Source organism: Rathayibacter sp. AY2B3 (genome assembly GCF_002931755.1).
Lineage (GTDB): Bacteria > Actinomycetota > Actinomycetes > Actinomycetales > Microbacteriaceae > Rathayibacter.
Genome location: NZ_PSUG01000013.1, coordinates 38,483 through 61,994 on the forward strand (window position 1 = coordinate 38,483; position 23,512 = coordinate 61,994).

Below are 23,512 nucleotides of genomic sequence, written 5' to 3' on the forward strand. Positions count from 1 at the left end.
GCGGAGGGGGGTGGGGCGGCGTGCTCTAGAGCATGCACGAGACGCACTGGTCGAGCTCGGTGCCCTCGAGCGCCAGCTGACGGATGCGGATGTAGTAGATCGTCTTGATGCCCTTGCGCCAGGCGTAGATCTGGGCGCGGTTCACGTCGCGGGTGGTCGCGGTGTCCTTGAAGAAGAGCGTGAGCGAGAGGCCCTGGTCGACGTGCTGCGTGGCCGCGGCGTAGGTGTCGATGATCTTCTCGTAGCCGATCTCGTACGCGTCTTGGTAGTACTCCAGGTTGTCGTTCGTCATGAACGGCGCCGGGTAGTAGACGCGGCCGAGCTTGCCCTCCTTGCGGATCTCGATCTTCGACGCGATCGGGTGGATCGAGGACGTCGAGTTGTTGATGTACGAGATCGAGCCGGTCGGCGGGACGGCCTGCAGGTTCTGGTTGTAGATGCCGTGCTCCATGACCGAGGCCTTGAGCGCGCGCCAGTCGTCCTGGGTGGGGACCGCGATGCCCGAGTCGGCGAAGAGGCGGGCGACGCGCTCGGTGGCCGGCGCCCACTCCTTCTCCGTGTAGGTGTCGAAGAACGCGCCCGAGGCGTACGTCGAGTCGGCGAAGCCCTCGAAGGTGGTGCCGCGCTCGATGGAGAGGTTGTTGGAGGCGCGCAGGGCGTGGAACAGCACCGAGTAGAAGTAGATGTTGGTGAAGTCGATGCCCTCCTCGGATCCGTAGTGGATCCGCTCGCGGGCGAGGTAGCCGTGCAGGTTCATCTGGCCGAGGCCGATGGCGTGCGACTTGTCGTTGCCGTCCTCGATCGAGCGGACCGAGGTGATGTGCGACTGGTCGGACACCGAGGTGAGGCCGCGGATCGCGGTCTCGATGGTGCGGCCGAAGTCGGGCGAGTCCATCGTCAGCGCGATGTTCAGCGAGCCGAGGTTGCAGGAGATGTCCTTGCCGATCTGCGCGTAGGAGAGGTCCTCGTTGTAGGTCGTCGGGGTGTTGACCTGGAGGATCTCGGAGCAGAGGTTGGACATGTTGATGCGGCCCTTGATCGGGTTCGCCTGGTTCACCGTGTCCTCGAACACGATGTAGGGGTAGCCCGACTCGAACTGGATCTCGGCGATGGTCTGGAAGAACTCGCGCGCCGAGATCTTGGTCTTCTTGATGCGCGGGTCGTCGACCATCTCGCGGTACTTCTCCGAGAGGGAGATGTCACCGAAGGGGATGCCGTAGACGCGCTCGACGTCGTAGGGCGAGAAGAGGTACATGTCCTCGTTGTTCTTCGCGAGCTCGAACGTGATGTCGGGCACGACGACGCCGAGGGAGAGCGTCTTGATGCGGATCTTCTCGTCGGCGTTCTCGCGCTTGGTGTCGAGGAAGCGGAGGATGTCGGGGTGGTGCGCCGAGAGGTACACCGCTCCCGCGCCCTGGCGCGCGCCGAGCTGGTTGGCGTAGCTGAAGCTGTCCTCGAGGAGCTTCATCACGGGGATGATGCCCGAGGACTGGTTCTCGATCTGCTTGATCGGGGCGCCGGCCTCGCGGATGTTCGAGAGCGAGAGGGCGACGCCGCCGCCGCGCTTGGAGAGCTGGAGCGCGGAGTTGATGCCGCGGGCGATCGACTCCATGTTGTCCTCGATGCGCAGCAGGAAGCAGGAGACGAGCTCGCCGCGCTGGGCCTTGCCGGTGTTGAGGAAGGTCGGGGTCGCGGGCTGGAAGCGGCCGGCGACGATCTCCTCGACGAGGGCGGTCGCGAGCGTCTCGTCGCCCTGGGCGAGGCCGAGGGCGGTCATCACGACGCGGTCCTCGAAGCGCTCGAGGTAGCGCTTCCCGTCGAACGTCTTGAGCGTGTACGAGGTGTAGTACTTGAACGCGCCGAGGAAGGTCGCGAAGCGGAACTTCTTCGAGTACGCCAGGTCGTTGAGCTGCTGGATGAACTCGAACGAGTACTGGTCGAGCACGGCCTGCTCGTAGTACTCCTTCTCGACCAGGTAGTCGAGGCGCTCCTTGAGCGTGTGGAAGAACACCGTGTTCTGGTTGACGTGCTGCAGGAAGAACTCGCGAGCGGCCTCGCGGTCCTTGTCGAACTGGATCTCTCCGTTCGGGCCGTAGAGGTTCAGCATCGCGTTGAGCGAGTGGTAGTCCATCTGTGCGGCGTCGCGGGGAGCGTCGATCACTGCTGCGTCCAAAACGTGTCCAATCCTTCGTCGACGGCGCGGACGTCGTCGGGTGTTCCGAATACTTCGAATCGATAGAGGTGCGGCACCTCGCACTTGCGGGCGATGATGTCGCCGGCGAGGCAGTACGCCTCGCCGAAGTTCGTGTTGCCGGCGCCGATGACGCCGCGGATCAGGGAGCGGTTGCACGGATCGTTGAGGAACCGGATGACCTGCTTGGGGACCGCCCCTCCGCCGTTGCCCCCGCCGTAGGTGGGGAGGACGAGCACGTACGGCTCGTGGACGTGGAGCGTGCCGAGGGCGGCTCCGTCGCGGCGGGCGTGGAGCGGGATGCGCTGCGCCGGCCGTCCGAGCTTCTCGATGAACCGGTGCGTGTTCCCCGAGCTGCTGGAGAAGTACACGAGCCCGCTCATCCTCCGGCCCCTCTCCTCGTCAGCTGCTGTCTCGGTCCCGCCTCTGAGGTGCACGGGTGGTGAGCCGCAAGGCGGAGAAGGAAGCCGTAGCGGCGCTACGGCGCCCGCCGACAACGCCGCGGATCGCCGCTCGTGCGCCTCAGAGGGTCGCGATCTTGTCGGGGCGGAAGCCGGACCAGTGATCGTCGTCCGTGATGACGACCGGCGCCTGGAGGTAGCCGAGGGCCTTGACGGCCTCGAGGGCCTTCTCGTCCACGGAGAGGTCGAACACCTCGTAGTCGATGCCCTTGCTGTCGAGGGCGCGGTACGTCGCGGTGCACTGGACGCAGGAGGGCTTGGTGTAGACCGTCACAGCCATGGGTGTCGCCTTTCGGAGGGGGGTGTCCCGGTGCCGCTCCCCGACCGGCGGCTCGCGATGCGGGCGGGGTCGGAGGATGGTCCGGGTGAGTTCTGGGTGCCGGTGGGGCTCTCGCTCCGACCTGCTCAGCAATACTACATATAGGGGGCGGGCCGGTGTCAGCCCACTAGACGTAGTAGTTACAGCCGTGTAGTTATCCACCGGTTCCTCCCCCGTTCATCCACAGGCCGGAGCCCGTGGAACCGCGGAAGGACGCGGATCCGGACGAACCGTCCACAGGTGTGGACAGAAGGATCCCGTTCACTGTGTACAACGCGCCACGGCGTGTCGGCATGCCCGACCGGTGGGGTCCGCGCGGCGGCCCGACCACACGATGTGGGGGTCGGATCGCATCACGGGGCATGCCCGGACGGTACGCCCGACCACCGACACCGCGAGTGGTCAGAGCAGCCGTGCGGCCCACTCCCGGGCGACGGCGCGCAGGTGCGGGAGCGGGTCCGCGAGGGCCGCGGACGAGGAGCCCGCCGCCTCGGTCAGCGACGCCGCCGCGGAGAAGCCGGAGGTCGGCGCCGCGATCGCCCCGGCGACGAGGAGCGTCCGCGCCCCGACCGCCTCGGCGAGTGCGAGGACGTGCACAGGGACCTTGCCCGAGGCGGACTGCGCGTCGAAGCGCCCCTCCCCCGTGATCACGACGTCCGCGCCCGCCAGGAGAGCCGGAAGCCCGATCGCCCGTCCGACGGCGCCGGCGCCGGAGGTCGGGCGCGCGCCCCAGGCGAGCAGCCCGAAGCCCGTCCCGCCCGCCGCCCCCGAGCCGGGCGCCTCGGGATCCGCCTCCAGATGCGCGGACAGACGGCGGAGGCCGCTCTCGAGGAGGAGGACGTCCTCCGGGCCGGCCCCCTTCTGCGGCCCGAAGACGCGGGCCGCCCCGGAGTCGCCGAGCAGCGGGGTCGTGACGTCGCTGAGCACGACCGCGCCTCCGGGCGGCGGAGGACGGAGCCCGCGGAGGTCGGCGGCGGCGAGCGCGGGCAGCGCACCGCCTCCGTCGCCGAGGTCGCGGCCGGAGGCGGTGGTGAAGCGGGCGCCGAGCTCGCGGAGCGCCCCGACTCCGCCGTCGGTCGAGGCGCTGCCGCCGATCGCCAGCAGCAGGGCGTGCGCCCCCGCGTCGAGGGCGGCGGAGATCGCACGGCCGAAGCCGCGGGTGTGCGCGGTGAGCGGGCGGAGCGGGTCGAGCAGCGTGATGCCGCTCGTGGAGGCGAGCTCGACGACGGCGGTCCCGTCGGGGAGCAGCAGCCACCAGGCGCGGACCGGCCGGTCGTCCGGGCCGGGCACGACGACCGGCAGCCGAAGCGACCCCGGGACCGCGAGCGCGAAGGCGTCGACCGTGCCCTCTCCCCCGTCGGCCATCGGTGCGAGGACGACCTCGTCCCCCGAGCGCGCAGCGCTCCAGCCCTCGGCGATCGCGCGCGCGACCTCGACCGCGCTCGCCGACCCCTTGAAGGAGTCGGGCGCGACGACGACCCTCAGCCTGCTCACGCGCTCAGTGTGGCACCGCGCCCGGCGCGGCCTCGAGCGGTCGCCCGTCCGCGACGGCGCGGAGAGGGCCGCAGCCGCACCGCGCCGCCGCTCAGAGCGGAGTCGCTAGCCGGTAGCCGCGCTTGATCACCGTCGCCACGAGCCGCGGTTCGGGGAGGGCCTGACGGAGGCGGCTGACGGCGACGTCGACCGCGTGGTCGTCCAGAGCCTCCGGCGCGGAGGCCGCGAGGACGTGACGCGCGACGGTCGCGCCCTCGGCGGCGACGAGAGTCCGGAACAGTGCGAGCGCGACCGGGGTCAGCGCCACCCGGATCCCGCCCAGGACGGCGTGCCGGCCGCGGAGCTCGAGAGTGCCGAAGGCCGTCTCGATGCGGGGCGACGCCTGCTCGAGGTGCTCGCAGGTCAGGCGGATGAGCGCGCCCATCCGGAACCGGTCCGGCACGACCGGGAGGATCCCTGCCTCGACCAGGGGTGCCGCGGTCACGGGGCCGACGGCGGCGGCGACCACCGTCTCGCGGAACGCCGCCTGGAGGTCGTCGAGGCGGCCCGCGGCCTCCGCGACCGTGAAGAGCGCCTCCACCGCCGGCGCGCTGGTGAAGGTGACAGCGTCGATGCCCCCTCCGCAGACCGCGTCGATCAGCCGCAGCACCCGGGCCGAGTCCTCGTGCACGCTCCAGCGGTAGGGCGCGGCCGTGAGCACCCGGGCGCCGGCGTCGCGGAGACGCTGCAGCTGAGCCGGATCGGTGAATCCGTGCAGCTGCACCGCGATCGTGCGGCCGGCGACGCCCTCGCGCAGGGCCAGGTCGACGAGGGAGGTGGTCGTCTCGCGCTCGCTCATCCCGTGGTCGTCGAGACCCGCCGCACGGATCGCTCCGCGCGCCTTGGGTCCGCGGACGAGGATCCGCGCGGAGGACAGCGCGTCGGCCAGCTCGATACCCGCGGCGTCCGCGGCCTCGAGCCAGCGCCGGAGGCCGTAGGAGGTGGTGGCGAGGAGCACGTCGGGGCGGGCGGCGACGATGGCGCGGGTCTCCTCCTCGAGCGCGCCCTCAGTGTCGACGCCGCGCATGCGGATGGTGGGGGCGTGTGTGACGGCGGCACCGCGGCGCTCGAACGCGGCGATCAGGTCCTCGGAGCGGCGGTCGGAGGTGACCCCGATGCGGAAGCCGTCCAGCTGGTCGGGTCGGAACCCCACGGCGGCGTCGGGATCGGTGCCGGTCATGCTCGGCCCCCTCGGGGTCTCACGCGGTCAGTGCATCGACCGCTCGGGCGATGCTCTCGGGGTCCCCCGCATCATGGCACGCGGCCTGCCGGACCACCTCGCCGATGACGATCACGGCGGGCGAGCGCGGTGCCAGCTCGGCGAGCAGGCCGAGCACTGCGCCGACCGAGGAGACCGTCGTGCGCTGGTCGCGCGACCAGCCCCGCTCGACGATCGCGAGGGGCATGTCGGCGCGCATCCCCGCGCGCTGCAGCCCGGCGACGAGGTGCGGCAGCGTGTTCACTCCCATCAGCACCACGATCGTCCCGCCCAGCCCGGCCAGATGGCCGAGCTCCTCCTCGCTGAACGGCGCGTGGCCCGAGACCACGGTGAAGGCCCTGCTGACCTCGCGGTGGGTGACTGGGATTCCGGCGGCGGCGGGCACCGAGATCGCGCTGGTCACTCCGGGGACGACCGTGGAGCCGACGCCGGCGAGCCGGCACGCGCGCACCTCCTCCGACCCGCGTCCGAACACGAACGGATCGCCGCCCTTCAGGCGCACGACGTCCAGGCCCGCGAGGGCCCGCACGATCATCAGCCGCTCGATCTCGTGCTGCGGCACCGCGTGATGCCCGGGCGTCTTGCCGACGTCGATCAGCTCGGCGCCGGGCGCCCACTCGGCCAGGCCTTCGTGCGGACCGAGCCGGTCGTAGAGCACCACGTCCGCGTCGCGGAGGGCGCGGCGGGCGGCGAGGGTCATCAGATCCGGATCGCCGGGGCCGCCGCCGACGATGCTGACGTGCCCGACCGGCCGGGTCGGCGCGGGGGCCTCGTCGACGATCCAGGGGCAGAGGTCGGCCGCCGCCGCTCGGAGCGGTGCCGGCCCCTCCACCCACACGATCAGGGCCGGGGGCGCCTGGGTGAGCGCGTCCTCCGCCTCGTGCCGCTGGACGAGTGCGCCGGCGGCACGGTAGCGGGTGACCACGCGGCGGGTCCCGGAGGCGGTGCCGATCACGAGCACGCGGCGTCCGGCGAGGTCGAGGGAGAGCTGCATCACGAGTCCGATCCGATCCCGGCCGGACCGACGGGGATCCTCGGCCCCGCGACCAGCACGGGTCCGTCCGGTCTCTCGTCCCGGCCTGCGGGCCGGACCTGCCCGCGCTCGCGCACGGTCGCGACGCGCGGATCCGCGGTGTCCGGGGCGTTCACGAAGGAGCGGAACCGGCGGAGCCGGTCCGGATCGGCGAGCGTCGCCGCCCACTCGTCGACGTAGGTGTCGACGTGCGTGGCCATGGCGGCCTCCAGCTCGGCGGCGATGCCGAGCGAGTCCTCGCAGACCACCTCGCGAACGTGCTCGAGTCCGCCGGGGAGCTCCTCCTGCCAGCGGGCGGTCCGCTGGAGCCGCTCGGCCGTGCGCACGTAGTACATGACGTAGCGGTCGATGTAGCGCACCAGGGTCTCGTCGTCGAGATCCTGTGCCAGCAGCTGGGCGTGCGCCGGCTGGTAGCCGCCGTTGCCGCCGACGTAGAGGTTCCAGCCGAGGTCGCTCGCGATGACGCCGATGTCCTTCCCCCGCGCCTCGGCGCACTCGCGGGCGCAGCCGCTGACCCCGAGCTTGAACTTGTGCGGCGAGCGGAGACCCCGGTACCGCTCCTCGAGGAAGACCGCCATCCCGACCGCGTCCTGGACTCCGAAGCGGCACCAGGTCGATCCGACGCACGACTTGACCGTGCGCAGCGACTTGCCGTACGCCTGACCCGACTCGAAGCCGGCGTCGACGAGGAGGCGCCAGATCTCGGGCAGCTGCTCGAGGCGGGCGCCGAACATGTCGATCCGCTGCCCGCCGGTGATCTTCGTGTAGAGGCCGTACTGCTCGGCGACCTCGGCGATCACCTTGAGCTTCGCCGGCGTGATCTCGCCCCCGGGGATCCGCGGGACGACGGAGTAGGTGCCGTCCTTCTGCATGTTGGCCAGGGCGCGGTCGTTGGTGTCCTGCAGCGGCGCCTGGCCGCCGTCGAGGATGTAGGCGTTCGTCTGGGTGGCGAGGACGGAGGCGATCACCGGCTTGCAGACGTCGCAGCCCAGCCCGGAGCCGAAACGCTCCATCACCTGCTCGGCCGAGTGCAGCCCGAGGATGCGGACCGACTCGAACAGCTCGCTGCGGCTGAGCGCCACGTGCTCGCAGAGGGCGCGGGAGACCTCGACGCCCGCACGGATCAGCTCCGTGTCGAGCAGCTTCTTCACCAGGGGCACGCACGATCCGCACTGGGTGCCCGCGCGGGTGCAGGCCTTGAGCGGCCCGAGCTCGGTGCACCCCTCGCCGATCGCGTGGCGGACCTCGCCGACCGAGACGTTGTTGCACGAGCAGACCTGGGCGTCGTCCGGAAGATCGCCCGAGGGCGCCTCCGCCCCCGCCGCCGCGAGGTAGGCGCCGGGCTCGGCCGGCAGCTCGCGCCCCAGCAGCGGGCGGAGGGAGGAGTAGGGGCCCGCGTCGCCGACGAACATCCCGCCGAGCAGCGTGCGCGCATCGTCCGAGACGACGACCTTCTGGTAGAGACCGCGGGCCGGATCGGCGTAGACGACCTCGAGCGCTCCCTCCGTGGTGCCGAGGGCGTCGCCGAAGCTGGCGACCTCCACGCCTGAGAGCTTGAGCTTGGTGGCGTCGTCGACGCCCGGGAAGGTCGCGTCGCCGCCGAGGATCCGGTCGGCGACCACCTCCGCCATCGCGTTGGCGGGTGCGACGAGCCCGACGGTGCGGCCGTCGATCGCGGCGACCTCGCCGATGGCCCAGACTCCCGCCCTGCTGGTGCGGCACGCCTCGTCGACGACCACGCCTCCGCGCGGTGCGACCTCGATCCCGACCGCTCGGGCGAGCTCGTCGCGCGGCGTGATCCCGATGGAGAAGACCACGAGATCGGCGCTGATGCTGCTGCCGTCGGTCAGCGCGACGCCGAGCACCGTCCCGGTCGGCGAGGTGAGGATCGCGGTGGGCCGGTTGCCGAGGTGCAGCGCGATCCCCTGCGCCGAGATGATGCGGCCGAGGGCCTGCCCGGCGCCCTCGTCGAGCTGCGCGCTCATCAGCCAGCGGCCGGAGTGGACGAGGGAGGTGCGCGCACCGAGCCGGTGCGCGCCTCCCGCCGCCTCGAGGCCGAGCAGACCGCCGCCGACCACGGCCACGATCGCGGGGCGGCCGCGCCGGGCGCGGAACGCGGCGAGCTCGGCGACGAGCCCGTCCACGTCCTCGAGCGTGCGGTAGACGCGGCCGTGCTCAGCGCCCTCGATCGGCGGGACCGTGGCGGAGGAGCCGGTCGCGAGGACGATCTCGTCGCCCTCGAGGGAGCGGCCGTCCGCGAGCTCGACGCGCAGGTGGTCGGGATCGATCGCGACGACGCGGGAGGAGGTGATCAGCCGCGCCGACTCCCACAGAGCGCCGTCGCCCAGAGTCAGGTCGTGCTCGCCGTCGAGGCGCTTCGAGAGTGCGACGCGGTCGTAGGGACGGTGCACCTCCTCGCCGAGGACGGTGATCTCCAGCGCCTCGTCGCCGGCCCGGGTGACGAGCGCGTCGACCAGGCGGTGCGCGGCGGGTCCCGCTCCGACGACGAGCACGCGTCGGGGCCGGGCGGCGGTGTTCGCTCCAGGAGTCATGACGTCCACCGTAGGGACGGTCCGTTTCCCCGTCGTTGCCCCGGTGTAACAGCGTGTGACGCGCGCCTCTCGGCGAGCGCCGCCGGCCGTGAGGGCTTCGTTACGCCCGTGACACCGGAGGCGTGCTCGCACGAAACGCGCGATCCCTACCGTTGCCTCATCGCGACCGACCGGACGCGGTGGCCCACGTGCAGGAAGAAGGCGCAGCGATGACCCTCCTCGATCGGCTCGCCCCCACGACCGCCACCACCTGGGTGCCGGTCTGCGCCGTCGGCGACCTCGAGCCGCTCTGGGGCGAGGCCGCCCTGGTCGGCGGTGTGCAGCTCGCCCTGTTCCTCCTGCCCGACGGGCGGGTGCGGGCCGTCTCGAACCTCGACCCCGCGACCGGCGCGGCCGTGCTCTCGCGCGGCATCGTCGGCTCGCGTCTGGTCGACGGCGTGCAGCGGCCCACGATCGCCTCGCCCCTGCACAAGGACGTCTTCGACCTCGAGACCGGCGCCTGCTTCACACGAGCGGAGCTGCACCTCGCCACCTGGCAGGTGCGCCAGAGGGAGGGGAGGATCGAGGTCGCCCAGCGGACCGCTCTGGTCGCCGCGTCCCACGGAACCTCCGATGACGACGGGAGGCGTGCCGTCGCCGCACTGGTCGATGCGGTCCGCCGGGCCAACCCGGCGCTGGACGTGCTCGACTCCTTCGTCGACGTGCAGCAGCCCGACGTCCCCGCGACCCTGGGCGCTCTCGAGCCGGGCCGGCCGGTGGTGGTCGTGCCGCTGCTGCTCTCGGCCGGCTACCACGTGCACGTCGACCTCGCCGAGGCCGCGGCGGAGGCGGAGCGGCCGGTGCGGGTGTCGGGCGCGCTCGGACCCGATCCCCGCCTGGCGCGCGTGCTCGCCCGCCGGCTCCACGAGGCGGGGCTCGACGACGGCGACCGCGTCGTGCTCGCCGCCGCCGGCTCGAGCGACGCCGGCGCCGTCGCGGACTGCTGGACCACCGGCCGCCTCCTCGCCGCCGAGCTCGGCCGCGAGGTGAGCACCTCGTTCATCTCGGCCGCTGAGCCGCGGGTCGCGGAGGCGGTCGCCGCCGAGCGCACCGCCCACCCCGGCGCGCGCGTCGTGGTCGCCACCTACCTGCTCGCGCCCGGCTACTTCGCCGGCCTGGCCGCCTCCGCGGGGGCCGACCTCGCCTCCGCTCCCCTCCTCACCGCCGTCGATCCGCCCGCCCGCGAGCTGGTCGACATCGTCTCGGAGCTGTTCGGGCGCAACGCCTGACGCCTCCTCCCCGCACCACCACCGCTCCACCTCCCCGTCCCGAGCGCGCCCTCGCGCGCGCCACCCACCCTCCGGAGGACCACGATGACTGCTGCACCCCCGACCACCGCCCCCACGACCGCCGCCGCTTCCACCGGCATCATCCGACGGCCGGGCCGCTGGATCGACGGCTGGAACCCCGAGGACCCCGCCCAGTGGGAGGCGGAGGGACGCTCCGTCGCCGCCCGCAACCTGAGGTGGTCGATCTTCGCCGAGTTCCTCGGCTTCGTCGTCTGGCAGCTCTGGTCGGTCGTGGTCGTCTCGCTGCCGGCGGCCGGATTCGCCTTCGACACCGGGCAGATCTTCTGGCTCATCTCGATGCCGAGCCTCGTCGGCGCCACCCTGCGGATCCCGTACACGTTCATGGTCCCCCGCTTCGGCGGCCGCAACTGGACGATCGTGTCGGCGGGCCTCCTGCTGATCCCCAGCGTCGGACTCGGCATCGCGGTCTCGAATCCGGAGACCCCGTTCGGCGTCATGCTCCTGGTGGCCGCGCTCGCCGGCTTCGGTGGCGGCAACTTCGCCAGTTCGATGGCGAACATCACCTTCTTCTACCCGCATGCGCAGAAGGGCTGGGCTCTGGGGCTCAACGCCGCGGGCGGCAACCTGGGCGCCTCCGTCGCGCAGCTCGTCGTGCCGATCGCGATCACCGTCGGCGCCGCGGCCACGCTGAACCTGCCGATCGCCGGCTTCCTCTGGGTCCCCCTGATCGTCGTGGCGATGATCGGCGCCGCCAAGCGCATGGACAACCTCTCGACCGCGAAGTCCGACGTCGCCGCCTCCCTCGCCGCGCTCCGCGAGCCGCACCTCTGGCTGCTGGCCGTGCTCTACATCGGCACCTTCGGGTCCTTCATCGGATTCGCCGGCGTGTTCCCGAAGCTCATCGCCGACACGTTCCCCGAGTTCTCCGGCTTCGCCGTCGGCTCGGCGACGGTCGGCCTCGCGTTCCTCGGCTCCCTGGTGGGCTCGCTGTCCCGCCCCTCCGGCGGCCGTCTGGCCGACCGCTTCGGCGGAGCGCCTGTCACGGTCCTCGCCTTCGTCGCCATGGGCGCCGGGATCCTCGGCGTGATCGCGACGCTGCCGCTCGGCAGCTTCTGGCTCTTCCTCGCCTGCTTCCTCGTGCTCTTCTCGGCGGCCGGCATCGGCAACGGCGCGACCTACCGCATGATCCCCACGGTGTTCGCCCTCCGCGCCCGCCAGCGCGGTGACGACGGCATCGGCGCCCAGCGCACGTCCGCCGCGGCGCTCGGCCTGATCTCGGCGATCGGCGCCTACGGCGGCTTCGTGATCCCCCAGCTGCTCGGCTTCTCCAAGACCGAGTTCGGCGACTACACGACGGCGCTGGGCTGGTTCGTCGGCGCCTACGCGGTGATGCTCGCGATCACCGCCGGCGTCTACCTCCGCCTCGCCGCGAAGACGGGGACCCGGATCTGACGATGAGCGCCCCCGCCCCGACCGATTCCCACTGCCCCTACTGCGCCCTGCAGTGCGCGATGACGCTGACACCCGCGACGGGCCCCGTACCCGTGGCGGTCGAGGGGAGGGAGTTCCCGACGAACCGGGGCGGGCTCTGCGCGAAGGGCTGGACCTCCGCCGAGCTGCTGGCGAGCGGACAGCGCCTGGTCTCCCCGCTGCTGCGCGGTGCCGACGGCGTCCTCGCGGAGGCGTCGTGGGAGGAGGCGCTCGACGCGGTCGCCGGAGCGGTGCGCGGCGTGCGGGCGCGGCACGGCGCCGACGCGGTGGCCGTCTTCGGCGGCGGGGGCCTCACCAATGAGAAGGCCTACCAGCTCGGGAAGTTCGCTCGGATCGCTCTCGGCACCTCCCGGATCGACTACAACGGCCGCTTCTGCATGTCCTCAGCCGCGGCGGCCGGCAACCGCGCCTTCGGCGTCGATCGCGGACTGCCGTTCCCGGTGTCCGACCTCGACGACGCCGACACGATCCTGCTCCTGGGCTCGAACGTCGCGGCGACGATGCCGCCGCTGCTCGCCCACTTCGCCGGTGCCCGCTCGCGGGGCGGCCTGGTGGTCGTCGACCCGCGCCGCTCGGCCACCGCCCGGCTGACGGAGGACGGCGCCGGCACGCATCTGCAGCCCGCCCCCGGGACGGATCTGCCGCTCCTGCTCGGGCTGACCCACCTGGTCTTCGCCGAGGGCCTCGCCGACACCGCCTACCTCGCCGCGCGCACGACCGGCGCCGATGCGGTGCGCCGCAGCGTCTCGGCGTGGTGGCCGGAGCGCACCTCCGCGGTCACGGGCGTGCCGACCTCGCTCCTCCGCTCCCTCGCGCGCCGGCTCGCCGAGGGGCGGTCGTTCGTGCTGACCGGCCGCGGGGTCGAGCAGCATGTCGACGGCACCGACACCGCGACCGCCGCGATCAACCTCGCTCTCGTGCTCGGCCTGGTGGGCCGCGAGGGGTCGGGGTACGGCACGCTCACCGGTCAGGGCAACGGCCAGGGCGGACGCGAGCACGGCCAGAAGGCCGATCAGCTCCCGGGGTACCGCTCCATCCGCGATCCGGAGGCGCGGCGCCACGTAGCCGCCGTCTGGGACGTGACGCCCGAATCGATCCCGGGCCCGGGGCTGCCCGCCACCGCCCTGCTCGCCGAACTCGGACGCTCCGTGCACTGCCTGCTGGTGCACGGCTCCAACGTGGTCGTCTCGGCCCCGGACGCCGACGCCGTCCGCGCCGGGCTCGAGGCCCTGGACACGCTGGTCGTCTGCGACTTCTTCCTCTCCGAGACCGCCGCGCTGGCCGATGTGGTGCTCCCGGTGCCGCAGTGGGCGGAGGAGGAGGGCACGATGACCTCGCTCGAGGGCCGGGTGCTCCGCCGCCGCCGGGCGATCGACCCGCCGGCAGGAGTGCGCAGCGAGCTCTGGATCATGAGCGAGCTGGCGCGCCGTCTCGACGCCCCCTCGCGCTGGTCGACGGTCCCCTCGGAGGTGTTCGACGAGCTGGCCCGCGCGTCCGCGGGAGGCGTGGCCGACTACTCCGGCCTCTCGCACGCCCTGCTCGACACCGGGATCGCCGCCCACTGGCCTTACCCCGCGGGCGGCACGGGGACGCCGCGCCTCTTCGCGGAGCGCTTCGGGCACCCCGACGGCCGGGCGCGACTGGTCGCCGTCATCCCCGCCGTCCCCGTCGTCGTGGACCGCGGCGAGGAGCTGACCCTGGTGACCGGCCGCTACCTCCAGCAGTACCAGTCGGGCACCCAGACCCGGCGGGTCGCGGAGCTCGATGCGGCCCGCCCCGAGGCGCGGCTCGAGATCCACCCGGCGACCGCCTCCCGGCTCGGCGTCCGCGACGGAGCACCTGTGGCGATCGGGAACGAGCGCGGCGTGGTCCGCGCCCGCGCGAGCGTCACCGCGGACATCCGGCACGACACGGTGTTCCTGCCCTTCCACTACGCGGGTGAGCAGTGCGCGAACCTCCTCACCGAGGCCGTCGTGGACCCGGTGTCGTCGATGCCCGAGTTCAAGCGCACGCGGGTCTGGGTCCGCGCGGAAGGGACGGCACATGCCTGAGACACCTCCCGAGCGGATCGTCCTGATCGGCTACGGACCCGTCGGCTCGCGCTTCGTCGAGGAGCTGCTGCCGGCCGTGCGGACCGGTCTGGTCGCTCTGACGGTCGTCGGCGCCGAGAGCGACGACCCCTACAACCGCGTCCTGCTCGCGGAGTACGCCGTCGGCCGGGCGACGCGCGAGCGCCTCGACCTCGGCGACCGGACGGCGGCGGAGGCGGCGGGCGTCGTCCTGCGCCTGGGAGCGGCCGTCGTGGGGATCGATCGCGCGCGGAACGTCGTGCGGCTGCACGACGGTGAGCGGCTGCCTTACGATCGCCTCGTCCTGGCGACCGGTGCCCGCGCGAACGTGCCGACCCTCGCCGGGATGGAGCGGGCACGACGCGAACGGACGGTGCGCGCCGCCGATCCGGGCTCGCTCGACACGGGCTCCCGGCCCCTCCCGGAGCAGGTGGTGGCGCTGCGCGACCTGGCCGACGCCCGGGTGGTCCGCGAGGCCGTGCGCTCCGGCGCTCGCCTCGTCGTGCTCGGGGCGGGAGTGCTCGGTATCGAGTTCGCCCTCGCCGCCGCGGAGCAGGGCGCGGAGGTGGTGGTCGTCTTCCACGGGGACATCCCGATGGCCCGCAATCTCGACACGGGCGGGGGCCGGATGCTCGCCGCGGCCGCCCGCGCGGCCGGCGTCGAGATGGTGGCGCACGCCCGGTCCGAGAGCGTCCTGCTCGCGCACGACGACCGCGGCCGTGCGCACTTCCAGGCGCTCGTCTGCGCTGACGGCAAGCAGATCGAGGGGGATCTGCTGGTGCTCTCGTGCGGTGTCGGTGCGCGGGTCGAGCTGGCTGCGGGCGCGGAGCTCGCCGTCTCGACGGGGATCCTGGTCGATGAGCAGCTGCGCAGCTGGAGCGACCCGGACGTCTTCGCGATCGGAGACTGCGCGCACGTCGCCTCCCGCGGCTCGGCCCTGCCCGACGGCCGCGTGCCCGGCGGACCGAGCGGACTGATCGGTCCGGGATGGGAGCAGGCGGATCGGCTCGCGGCACGGATCCGGGCGGAGGCGGAGGGCCGCTGCGCCGAGGAGCGCGTCTCCGACGCCCGACCGGCGGTCGTGATGCTGAAGGCCGAGGGCGTCGACCTCGTGGCAGGAGGCGACGTGGCCCCGGAGCCGTGGGACCCGCACCGCCCGGGCGAAGAGCACCTCGAGGTGACCCTGTGGGCGGACCCCGCCCGCGGCGGCTACGCCAAGCTCGTGACCGCAGGAGGAGTGCTGCGCGGGTTCGTCTCGGTGGGTCTGCCCCGGGTCGGCGCCGAGCTCAGCCTCCTCTTCGAGCGGGGCTCGGAGCTGCCGGCGGACCGGACGAGCCTGCTGCGTCTGGACGCCCCCGATGCGGGTGCCGCCGCGACCGGCGATCCGTTCGCCCCCGATGCCACGGTCTGCTGGTGCAACGGTGTGACGGCGGCGGTGATCACGGATGCGGCTGCCGCGGGGCACGGGACGGTCGCCTGCGTCGGGCGGGCGACCCGCGCCGGCACGGGCTGCGGCGGCTGCACCGGGCGCATCGCCGAGCTGCTCGCGCGGACGGCGGTCCCCGCCTGATCGCCGCCGGTACCGGGCCTCGCCGCCTCAGCGGTCGAGCGCCTCCGCGACGCGCCGGGTGACCGCGCGCAGCTCGAGCTCGGTCCCGCGGACACGTTCGTCGAGAGCCGCTGCCGCGTCCGCGGCCTGCTCGGCGGCCGCCGCACCCGCCGCCTCGGACGAGACGCGCTCGGCCGCGACCGACGCGCTGAGCTCGTCCAGAGCCGCCCGGAGGCCCGCCGACTCGTCCCGCAGCACGGAGACGTCGCCCTGCACCGCGCTCAGCTCGCCGCGGAGCCCGGCCACCTCGTCGCGCAGGGCCGCCGTCTCGGCGCGCAGCTCCTCCGTGCGCAGCCGCGCCTGCTCGAACCAGGGGGCGACCAGACGGTGCACCGCGTCGCGGAGCACGGCGCCGCCGCGGCCGAACCGGGTGGGCGCGGAGCCCGGGTCCTGGAGGAAGTCGTGGTCACTGGTCATCGTCGTGGTCCCGTCCGGAGAAGCGGCGGTGGAGCACGTCCATCGCCCGCAGATCCTTGTCCATGATGTCGGCCTCGAGGGTGGTGTCGGCGAGGCGGTCGGCGAGGCCCGGCCGGGAGCGGCGCTCGAGCGAGGCCTCGATCAGCTCGACGGAGCGCTCGAAGGAGAGCGGGCCGCGTGCCGCCTCCCGACCGCGGCGGCCGAGCGCCTCGAGGTCCACCGCCCCGCTGACCACGTCCCGCATCGCCTCGAGGAGCGCCGGGGCGGAGCGGGTGATCTTGATGCAGTCCACCCCGTCGATGAGGAACTCCGCGACTCCGCTGGCCGCCGTCACGATCGGCACGGCGCCCGCCGCGGCGGCCTCGACCGGCGCGACGCCGAACGCCTCTCCGGCCCAGGTCGGGAAGAGGAACGCGTCGGCCCGGCCGTGCGCCGCGAGCACCTCGGCGTGCGGAGTCGCTCCGTGGAACTCGACCAGGCCGGCCAGGCCCGCCTCGTGCGCCCGCGCACGCCAGCCGTCCACGTCTCCGTCGCCGTAGAGGTCCACGCGGAAGTCGCGGGTCTCCTCCGCGAGAGACGCCGCCGCCTCCAGTACCAGCCCGACGCCCTTGTGCTCGCCGAGCGACGCGGCGAAGGTGAACCGGGTCGTCCCGCCCTCGCGGTAGCGCCGCGGCTCGGCGGTGTCGGGGGGAACGGACACTCCGCGTCCGATCACCTCGACCTCGCCCAGGCTCAGCCCGCCGGCCTCGATCGCGTCGACGAGCGAGCGGCTGACCGCGACGATCTCGCCGCGGTCGAAGTGGTCGGGGGCCTGGGCGCCGTAGACGCGGAGCACGCGCTCCGGCAGCCCGTCGACCAGGGCGTTCGGGATGCGGTCGCCGAGGTTCCACATCCACGGGGCCTCCACCGCTCGCAGGAGGTCGATCAGCGCGAGGCCGCCGATCCCGAGCAGGTTGAAGGCCACCACGTGGGTGGGTGCGAAGTCCCGCAGCTCCTCGAGCAGGATGCGGGTGTTCTCGAATCGCGAGACGGCGCTCTCGTGGTGCATCAGCTGAGCGATCTCGCCGCCCGTCTGCGGCAGCGGGAAGTAGGTGCGCAGGCTCAGCGTGCGGTGCACCTCGACGCCGGAGGGCTCCGGCGGCAGGTACGTCGGCGTGGTCAGCACCCGCACGGTGTGGTCGCGGGCGGCCATCGCCTCCGCGACGCGCGCACAGGTCATCTCGTACCCGCCGAGCACCTGCGGCGGGTAGAGGTTGCTCACGAACAGCAGGCGCATCAGGGCATCTCCCCTCGCGCGGAGGCGTCGGCCGCGATCCGCGCCGTCACCTCGGGCGTGTAGGCCGCGCGGGCCTGGCGGTCGTTGCCGCCGTCCCAGTAGTTGACGAGGTAGAGCCCGGACTGCTGGGTGCGCGGCACGAACGGGAACAGCTGGGCGCGGGGCTCGATCTGCGCGATCCGGTAGCCGGCGTCGACGGCTCGCACGTGCAGCCAGATGTCGTCGGCGTCCGGGGCGATCTCGCGGAACGCGTCCCCGTGAGCGGCGATCTCGCCGAGGAGCGGGGCGGGCAGCAGCTGCCCGGAGACGGAGGTGCCGAAGACGTCGGACGATGCGCGCGTGTCCGCGACCGGGGTCCAGCTCGTGTACGGAGCGACCGCGCCGTCGACGATCCCCACCCGGTGGGCGCGGTAGCAGAGCACGGTCTCGCGGGGATAGCGCGAGCGGGCGTCGAGCAGGCCCTTCAGCCAGGTGCGCGGGTACACGATGTCGTCGTCCGAGGTGACGAGGTCGCGCTCCCCCGCCCGGCCCGAGAGCAGGTGCGGGTAGTACTTCGTGTGCACGCGGTAGCCGTCGACCAGGCGGATCTCGACGCCGCGGCGGCGGAGGCGGCGCAGCGGCGCGGGCAGGTCGGCGTGCAGGGCCGGGTCGTCGAGCCAGAGCACCAGGCGCGCGGGCCGGGCGTCGCCGCGGGCGATCGACTCGAGCGCCACGTGGACCCGCTGCAGCCGCTCGCCGTGCGTGGTCATCGTCACCACGACCTCGCCCGCCGGATCGACCGCGGAGCGGCGGGAGAAGCGGTTGGCCAGGGCGAGCAGCAGCAGCTCGCGCCGGAGCGCGGGCGAGGGGTGGTCGATCGGCCGGGCGGCGATCACGGCGGCGCGGCGCTCCGAGAGGCGTTGCGGGGCGGTGCGGACGACCCGGGCCGCGGAGCGCAGCCGCGTGCGGGGGCGGACGCGGCGGCCCAGCGCCGCGAGGCGCGTACGGGGCCGGACGCGCCGGCCGACGGCGGCGAGAGCGGGATGCATCGGTCCAGGTTAGCCGGACGCTCCCGGGCGCCCTGCGCCGGTCAGGGCTCGTCGACGACCGCGAAGGCCCGCACCGGGAAGGTCCCGAAGCTCCGCACCTTCGGCGGCACGGCGGTGAAGCGCGCCCCTGTCGCGGGCAGACCGTCCAGGCCGGTGAGGTGCTCGACGACGTGCACTCCCGCGGCGAGGAGGGCCGAGTGCGCGGGCCGCGATCCGGCCGACTCCGTGTCGTCGATGTTGACCGAGTCGATGCCGACCAGCGCCGCGCCGCCGGCGACGAGCGCCTCCGCCGCCGCGCCGCTGAGGAAGGGGGCGCCGGTGCCGTACCCGGGCGTGGCGAAGTGCACGTCCCAGCCGGTGCGGAGTAGGACGGCGGCGCCGCGGACGTCGAGCCCCGCGACCGCGTCCGCCCCGATGCCCCGTTCGGAGGCGCCGGACGCGTCGATCACGACCGCCGGCAGATCGACCAGGGTCTCGAGGCGGAGCGCGGCGAGGTCGGCTCCGCCCTCGTAGCGGTGGAACGGGCTGTCGAGGTAGGTGCCCGTGTTGCCGATCATCTCGATGACGTCCATCGCGAACTCGGTGCCGGGCGCGTAGGACGCGCGGGACGCCTCCCGGGTGAGATGCGGCCGGATGCGCGGCGAGGGCAGGCCCGGGTAGGTCACCAGCCCGTCGGAGACGGTGTGGCTGAGGTCGACGAAGCGGCGCGGAGAGGTCATGCGCCCGATCCTCGCAGTGGCAGGATCAGGCGCACCATCGAGATACCGCCCCGCGGGGCGGCGTTCGCGCCCTACTTCTTCGGCAGCGCCGCCGACAGGTCCGCGATCAGGTCGGACGAGTCCTCGAGACCCACCGAGAGCCGCACCAGCGACTCCGAGACCTCGAGCGGCGTGCCCTTGACCGACGCGTGCGTCATCTCGCTCGGATAGCCGATCAGCGACTCGACACCGCCCAGCGACTCCGCGAGCTGGAACAGCTCGGTCGACTCGGCGAACTTCCGGGCCGCGCGCGGCGTCGCGAGCTCGAGCGAGAGCATCCCGCCGAACCGCGACATCTGGCGCTTCGCCAGCTCGTGGCCGGGGTGCGAGGGCAGGCCCGGGTAGTGCACCGCCGTCACCGCCGGGTGCTCGACGAGGAACTCGGCGACCGCCTGCGCGTTGATGGAGTGGCGCTCCATCCGCACCCCGAGGGTCTTGATGCCGCGGACCGTGAGCCACGCGTCCATCGGGCCCGAGATCGCACCGACCGCGAACTGCAGGAACGCGATCTTCTCGGCCAGCGGACCCGAGCGCAGGGCGAGTGCGCCGCCGACGACGTCCGAGTGGCCCCCGAGGTACTTCGTGGTCGAGTGCACGACCACGTCGGCACCGAGGGCCAGCGGCTGCTGCAGGGCGGAGGAGGCGAAGGTGTTGTCGACGACGACGATCAGGTCGTGCGCGTGGGCCAGGTCGGCGAGCTCGGCGATGTCGCTGATGGTCATCAGCGGGTTGGACGGGGTCTCGACCCAGAGCATCTTCGTCTCGCCGGGGACGATCGCCCGCTGCACCTCGCGGAGGTTCGACATGTCGACGGCCGTGTTGCGCACGCCCCAGGCGCTGTGCACCCGGTCGATCAGGCGGTGGCTGCCGCCGTACGCGTCGTTGCCCAGGACGACGTGGTCGCCGGGCGCGAGAGCGGCGCGCAGCAGGGTGTCCTCGGCGGCGAGGCCGGAGGAGAAGGAGTAGGCGACGTCGGCACCCTCGAGCGACGCGATGAGCTCCTGGAGCGAGTCGCGCGTCGGGTTCGCGGAACGGGCGTACTCGTAGCCGCCCCGGAGCCCGCCGATGCCGTCCTGGACGAACGTGGAGGTCATGTAGACGGGCGGCACGACCGCGCCGGTGGTCGGATCGAACTCCTGGCCGGCGTGGATGGCGCGGGTGTCGAAGTGCTGCTTCTTGGGCATGGTGCGGGCTCCCTGGGTCGGAGGTGCGGAGGCGGCGGCCGTCAGGCCGTGGCGTAGGTGAGGAGGTCCTGTCGGGTGATCACCGCGACGGGCTTGCCCTCGTCGGTGACGAGGAGGGCGCTGTGCTCGGTGAGCGCGGCGCGGGCGGCGGTGATGCTCTCGCCGAGCCCGATCAGCGCGAGCGCGTCGCCCACGCAGTCGCCGAGCGGGTCGTTCATCGAGGCGGATCCCGCGAAGACGCGGTCGAGCAGCTCGCGCTCGTCGACGGCTCCGACGACCTCGCCCATCACGACGGGCGGCTCGGCGGTCAGCACCGGCAGCTGCGAGACGCCGTACTCGGTCATGATGCCGATCGCGTCGCGGATCGTGTCGGTCGGGTGAGCGTGCACGAGCGCCGGGAGGTCCGCCTGCCCGCTCGCCGCCCGGGCGCGGAGCACGTCGCGGACGGTGCCCTCGTCGCGCATCTCGAGGAAGCCGTAGGAGCGCATCCAGCGGTCGTTGAAGATCTTGCCGAGGTAGCCGCGCCCGCCGTCCGGCAGCAGCACGACGACCACGTCGTCCGGCCCGAGACCGGCCGCGGCCTTGAGCGCGACGGAGACGGCGAGCCCGCTCGATCCGCCGACGAGCAGTCCCTCCTCGCGGGCGAGGCGGCGGGTCATCGCGAACGACTCGGCGTCGCTGGAGGCGATGATCCGGTCGACCACGCTCGGGTCGTACGCGCTCGGCCAGAAGTCCTCGCCGACGCCCTCGGTGAGGTACGGGCGACCGCCGCCGCCGGAGTAGACGGAGCCCTCGGGGTCGGCGCCGACGATCTGCACGCGGCCTTCCGACACCTCCTTGAGGTAGCGGCCGACTCCGCTGATGGTGCCTCCCGTGCCGACTCCCGCGACGAAGTGGGTGAGCCGGCCGGCGGTGTCGCGCCAGATCTCCGGGCCCGTGGTCTCGTAGTGGCTGAGCGGGCCGTTGAGGTTCGCGTACTGGTTGGGCTTGAAGGCGCCGGGGATCTCGCGGGCGAGCCGGTCCGAGACGGAGTAGTAGGAGGCGGGGTCCTCCGGAGCGACGGCCGTCGGCGTCACGACGATCTCGGCCCCGTAGGCGGTGAGGACGTTGCGCTTGTCCTCGCCGACCTTGTCCGGCAGCACGAACACGCAGCGGTAGCCGCGCTGCTGCGCGACGAGGGCGAGGCCGATGCCGGTGTTGCCGCTGGTCGGCTCCACGATGGTGCCGCCGGGCTTCAGCAGCCCGTCGCGCTCGGCGGCGTCGATGATGCGAGTCGCGATGCGGTCCTTCGACGAGCCGCCGGGGTTCAGGTACTCGACCTTCACCAGCACGGTCGCCTGCACGTCCGCCGCGACGGGGCCCAGCTTCACCAGCGGGGTGTCGCCGATGAGGTCGAGGACCGAATCGGCGTACGCCATCCCGGTCTCCGGGCGTGCGGGAAGTGCGCGATCCAGGCTCATCCCGCCAGCGTAGCAACCGGCTCCGGGCGTGTGACGGGGGTGAGCGGAGGCACAGGGAGCTCTCCCGGGAGGGGAGTGCCGCCGGTCGCGCCGGTGCCCTATCGTGGGGGTCCGCGAGCGCCGCCGTCGACCCGGAACGGACCCCGAATGACCTCACCGATCGCCGCACCGCCGCGGCGTCCGGCCGACATCCACCTCCTCCGCCTGCTCGGCCCGGCGCTGGTCGCCGGAGTCGCCTACCTCGACCCGGGCAACGTCGCCAGCAACATGACGGCCGGAGCCCGGTTCGGCTACCTCCTGGTCTGGGTGGTGGTGCTCGGCAACCTGATGGCCTGGCTCATCCAGTACCTCTCGGCGAAGCTCGGCCTGATGACCGGCCGCAGCCTCCCGGAGCTGCTCGGCGACCGCCTGCGCGGCCGCTGGGGCCGCCGGGCCTACTGGCTGCAGGCCGAGACGGTCGCGATGGCGACCGACCTGGCCGAGGTGATCGGCGGCGCGATCGCGCTGAACCTGCTGTTCGGACTGCCGCTGCTGGTCGGCGGCGTGGTCACCGGCGCGGTCTCGCTGGTGCTGCTGCTCGTGCAGACGCGGGGCGGGGCGCAGCCGTTCGAGCGGGTGATCACGGCGCTGATGGTGCTGATCGCCGTCGGCTTCACGGTCGGCGTGGTCGTCGATCCGCCGGACGCGGGCGCGACCGTCACCGGTCTCGTGCCGCGCTTCGAGGGCTCGGAGTCGGTGCTGCTCGCCGCCTCGATCCTCGGCGCGACCGTCATGCCCCACGCGATCTACGCCCACTCCGCGCTCGCGCGCGACCGCTTCGGCCACGTCGAGGGCGTCGGTGCGCGGCGGCGGATCCTGGTCGCCACCCGCATCGACGTGACGATCGCGCTCGCCATCGCCGGCACCGTGAACCTCGCGATCCTGCTCCTCGCCGCGCACTCCCTGGCCGGAGTCGCCGGGACGGACAGCCTCGAGGGCGCCCACGCGGCCATCGGGGCGGCGCTCGGGCCGGTGGTCGCGACCCTGTTCGCCGTCGGCCTGCTCGCCTCCGGCCTCGCCTCGACCTCCGTCGGCGCGTACGCGGGGGCCGAGATCATGCACGGCCTGCTCCAGGTGCGGGTGCCGCTCGTCGCCCGTCGTCTGGTCACGCTGATCCCGGCCCTCCTGGTGCTCGCGATCGGCTTCGACCCGACGCGAGCGCTGGTGCTCAGCCAGGTGGTCCTGTCGTTCGGCATCCCCTTCGCGCTCGTGCCGCTCGTGATCCTGACCCGCGACCGCCGCCTGATGGGCGACCAGACGAACCGCTGGTTCACCACCCTCGCCGCCGCGCTGGCCGCCGTCTTCCTCATCGTCCTGAACGGCCTGCTGCTCTGGCTCACCTTCGCCCCCTGAGCAGCGGCTGCGCGGCCGAGCGTCGGAGCGGCGGCGCGGGATCCCACTCCTCCGCGGCCTTCCTCCTCCGCAGGAGCAGCCCGCCCCGCCCTCCGCTGATCGAGCAGCCCGCCCCGCGGGCGCATCGAGATCCCCTGACCGCGCATTGATCCGATCCGAAGCCTCGCTCGTTATCCTCTGAGAGCGCCTCTCAGGCGCCTGCGCCCGCTACAGGCGCCTTCCGCCCTCAGA

Annotated in this window: 18 protein-coding genes; 5 read left to right on the plus strand and 13 right to left on the minus strand. The window is 73.2% G+C overall.

Going from position 1 to position 23,512, the window contains the following annotated elements; genetic code table 11:
* Positions 1-25 precede the first annotated feature (25 nt).
* From nrdE to nirB, 7 genes are all read right to left on the minus strand, one after another.
* Positions 26-2,131: a class 1b ribonucleoside-diphosphate reductase subunit alpha gene (gene nrdE, locus C5C24_RS06170; protein WP_104281774.1), complete on the minus strand. Its 2,106-nt coding sequence runs from the start codon at positions 2,129-2,131 to the stop codon at positions 26-28.
* A 26-nt stretch (positions 2,132-2,157) separates the two neighbouring features.
* Complete coding sequence (gene nrdI / locus C5C24_RS06175) at positions 2,158-2,574, minus strand: class Ib ribonucleoside-diphosphate reductase assembly flavoprotein NrdI (RefSeq protein WP_104304553.1); 417 nt, start codon at positions 2,572-2,574, stop codon at positions 2,158-2,160.
* A gap of 139 nt (positions 2,575-2,713) precedes the next feature.
* Entirely contained in the window at positions 2,714-2,932 is a 219-nt protein-coding gene (nrdH, locus tag C5C24_RS06180; protein WP_068255139.1) for a glutaredoxin-like protein NrdH, read from the minus strand.
* Between the two features lie 441 nt (positions 2,933-3,373).
* Complete coding sequence (locus C5C24_RS06185) at positions 3,374-4,456, minus strand: glycerate kinase (RefSeq protein WP_104276752.1); 1,083 nt, start codon at positions 4,454-4,456, stop codon at positions 3,374-3,376.
* A 100-nt stretch (positions 4,457-4,556) separates the two neighbouring features.
* Complete coding sequence (locus tag C5C24_RS06190; protein WP_104276725.1) at positions 4,557-5,684, minus strand: uroporphyrinogen-III synthase; 1,128 nt, start codon at positions 5,682-5,684, stop codon at positions 4,557-4,559.
* Positions 5,685-5,703: 19 nt separating this feature from the next.
* A complete protein-coding gene (cobA, locus tag C5C24_RS06195) occupies positions 5,704-6,717 on the minus strand; it encodes a uroporphyrinogen-III C-methyltransferase (RefSeq protein WP_104304562.1) in 1,014 nt (337 codons plus the stop codon).
* Complete coding sequence (gene nirB, locus C5C24_RS06200; RefSeq protein ID WP_104304563.1) at positions 6,717-9,308, minus strand: nitrite reductase large subunit NirB; 2,592 nt, start codon at positions 9,306-9,308, stop codon at positions 6,717-6,719. The genes cobA and nirB overlap by 1 nt, the downstream gene beginning before the upstream one ends.
* A gap of 209 nt (positions 9,309-9,517) precedes the next feature.
* Here nirB and nirD point away from each other — a divergent pair, with 209 nt between their 5' ends.
* The 4 genes from nirD to C5C24_RS06220 all read left to right on the plus strand — a co-directional run bounded on the left by nirD (position 9,518) and on the right by C5C24_RS06220 (position 15,727).
* A complete protein-coding gene (nirD, locus tag C5C24_RS18555; protein WP_104304554.1) occupies positions 9,518-10,576 on the plus strand; it encodes a nitrite reductase small subunit NirD in 1,059 nt (352 codons plus the stop codon).
* Positions 10,577-10,660: 84 nt separating this feature from the next.
* On the plus strand, positions 10,661-12,049 hold the full coding sequence (locus C5C24_RS06210) for an MFS transporter (RefSeq protein ID WP_104276727.1): 1,389 nt from the start codon (positions 10,661-10,663) through the stop codon (positions 12,047-12,049).
* Positions 12,050-12,051: 2 nt separating this feature from the next.
* Positions 12,052-14,139 (plus strand): molybdopterin oxidoreductase family protein, encoded by a 2,088-nt coding sequence (locus tag C5C24_RS06215; RefSeq protein WP_104304555.1) that lies wholly within the window; start codon positions 12,052-12,054, stop codon positions 14,137-14,139.
* Positions 14,132-15,727, plus strand: coding sequence for an NAD(P)/FAD-dependent oxidoreductase (locus C5C24_RS06220; RefSeq protein WP_104276729.1), 1,596 nt, complete (start codon positions 14,132-14,134; stop codon positions 15,725-15,727). Before C5C24_RS06215 ends, C5C24_RS06220 begins: the two co-directional genes overlap by 8 nt.
* 27 nt (positions 15,728-15,754) lie before the next feature.
* On the opposite strand, the gene C5C24_RS06225 is transcribed toward C5C24_RS06220, so the two are convergent.
* The 6 genes from C5C24_RS06225 to C5C24_RS06250 form a co-directional block, all read right to left on the minus strand.
* Positions 15,755-16,183, minus strand: coding sequence for a hypothetical protein (locus C5C24_RS06225; RefSeq protein WP_104281766.1), 429 nt, complete (start codon positions 16,181-16,183; stop codon positions 15,755-15,757).
* Positions 16,173-17,459: a glycosyltransferase gene (locus tag C5C24_RS06230; RefSeq protein WP_104304556.1), complete on the minus strand. Its 1,287-nt coding sequence runs from the start codon at positions 17,457-17,459 to the stop codon at positions 16,173-16,175. Before C5C24_RS06230 ends, C5C24_RS06225 begins: the two co-directional genes overlap by 11 nt.
* Entirely contained in the window at positions 17,459-18,487 is a 1,029-nt protein-coding gene (locus C5C24_RS06235; RefSeq protein ID WP_104304557.1) for a glycosyltransferase, read from the minus strand. The genes C5C24_RS06230 and C5C24_RS06235 overlap by 1 nt, the downstream gene beginning before the upstream one ends.
* A gap of 41 nt (positions 18,488-18,528) precedes the next feature.
* Positions 18,529-19,206 carry a cyclase family protein gene (locus tag C5C24_RS06240; RefSeq protein ID WP_104281769.1) on the minus strand — a complete coding sequence of 226 codons (678 nt, stop codon included), beginning with the start codon at positions 19,204-19,206 and terminating at the stop codon, positions 18,529-18,531.
* A gap of 71 nt (positions 19,207-19,277) precedes the next feature.
* Positions 19,278-20,429, minus strand: a complete 1,152-nt coding sequence (locus tag C5C24_RS06245; protein WP_104276734.1) for a cystathionine gamma-synthase — start codon at positions 20,427-20,429, stop codon at positions 19,278-19,280.
* A gap of 41 nt (positions 20,430-20,470) precedes the next feature.
* On the minus strand, positions 20,471-21,847 hold the full coding sequence (locus C5C24_RS06250) for a cystathionine beta-synthase (RefSeq protein ID WP_104276735.1): 1,377 nt from the start codon (positions 21,845-21,847) through the stop codon (positions 20,471-20,473).
* A gap of 189 nt (positions 21,848-22,036) precedes the next feature.
* Here C5C24_RS06250 and C5C24_RS06255 point away from each other — a divergent pair, with 189 nt between their 5' ends.
* Positions 22,037-23,281 (plus strand): Nramp family divalent metal transporter, encoded by a 1,245-nt coding sequence (locus C5C24_RS06255; RefSeq protein WP_104304558.1) that lies wholly within the window; start codon positions 22,037-22,039, stop codon positions 23,279-23,281.
* The last annotated feature ends 231 nt before the right edge of the window (positions 23,282-23,512 follow it).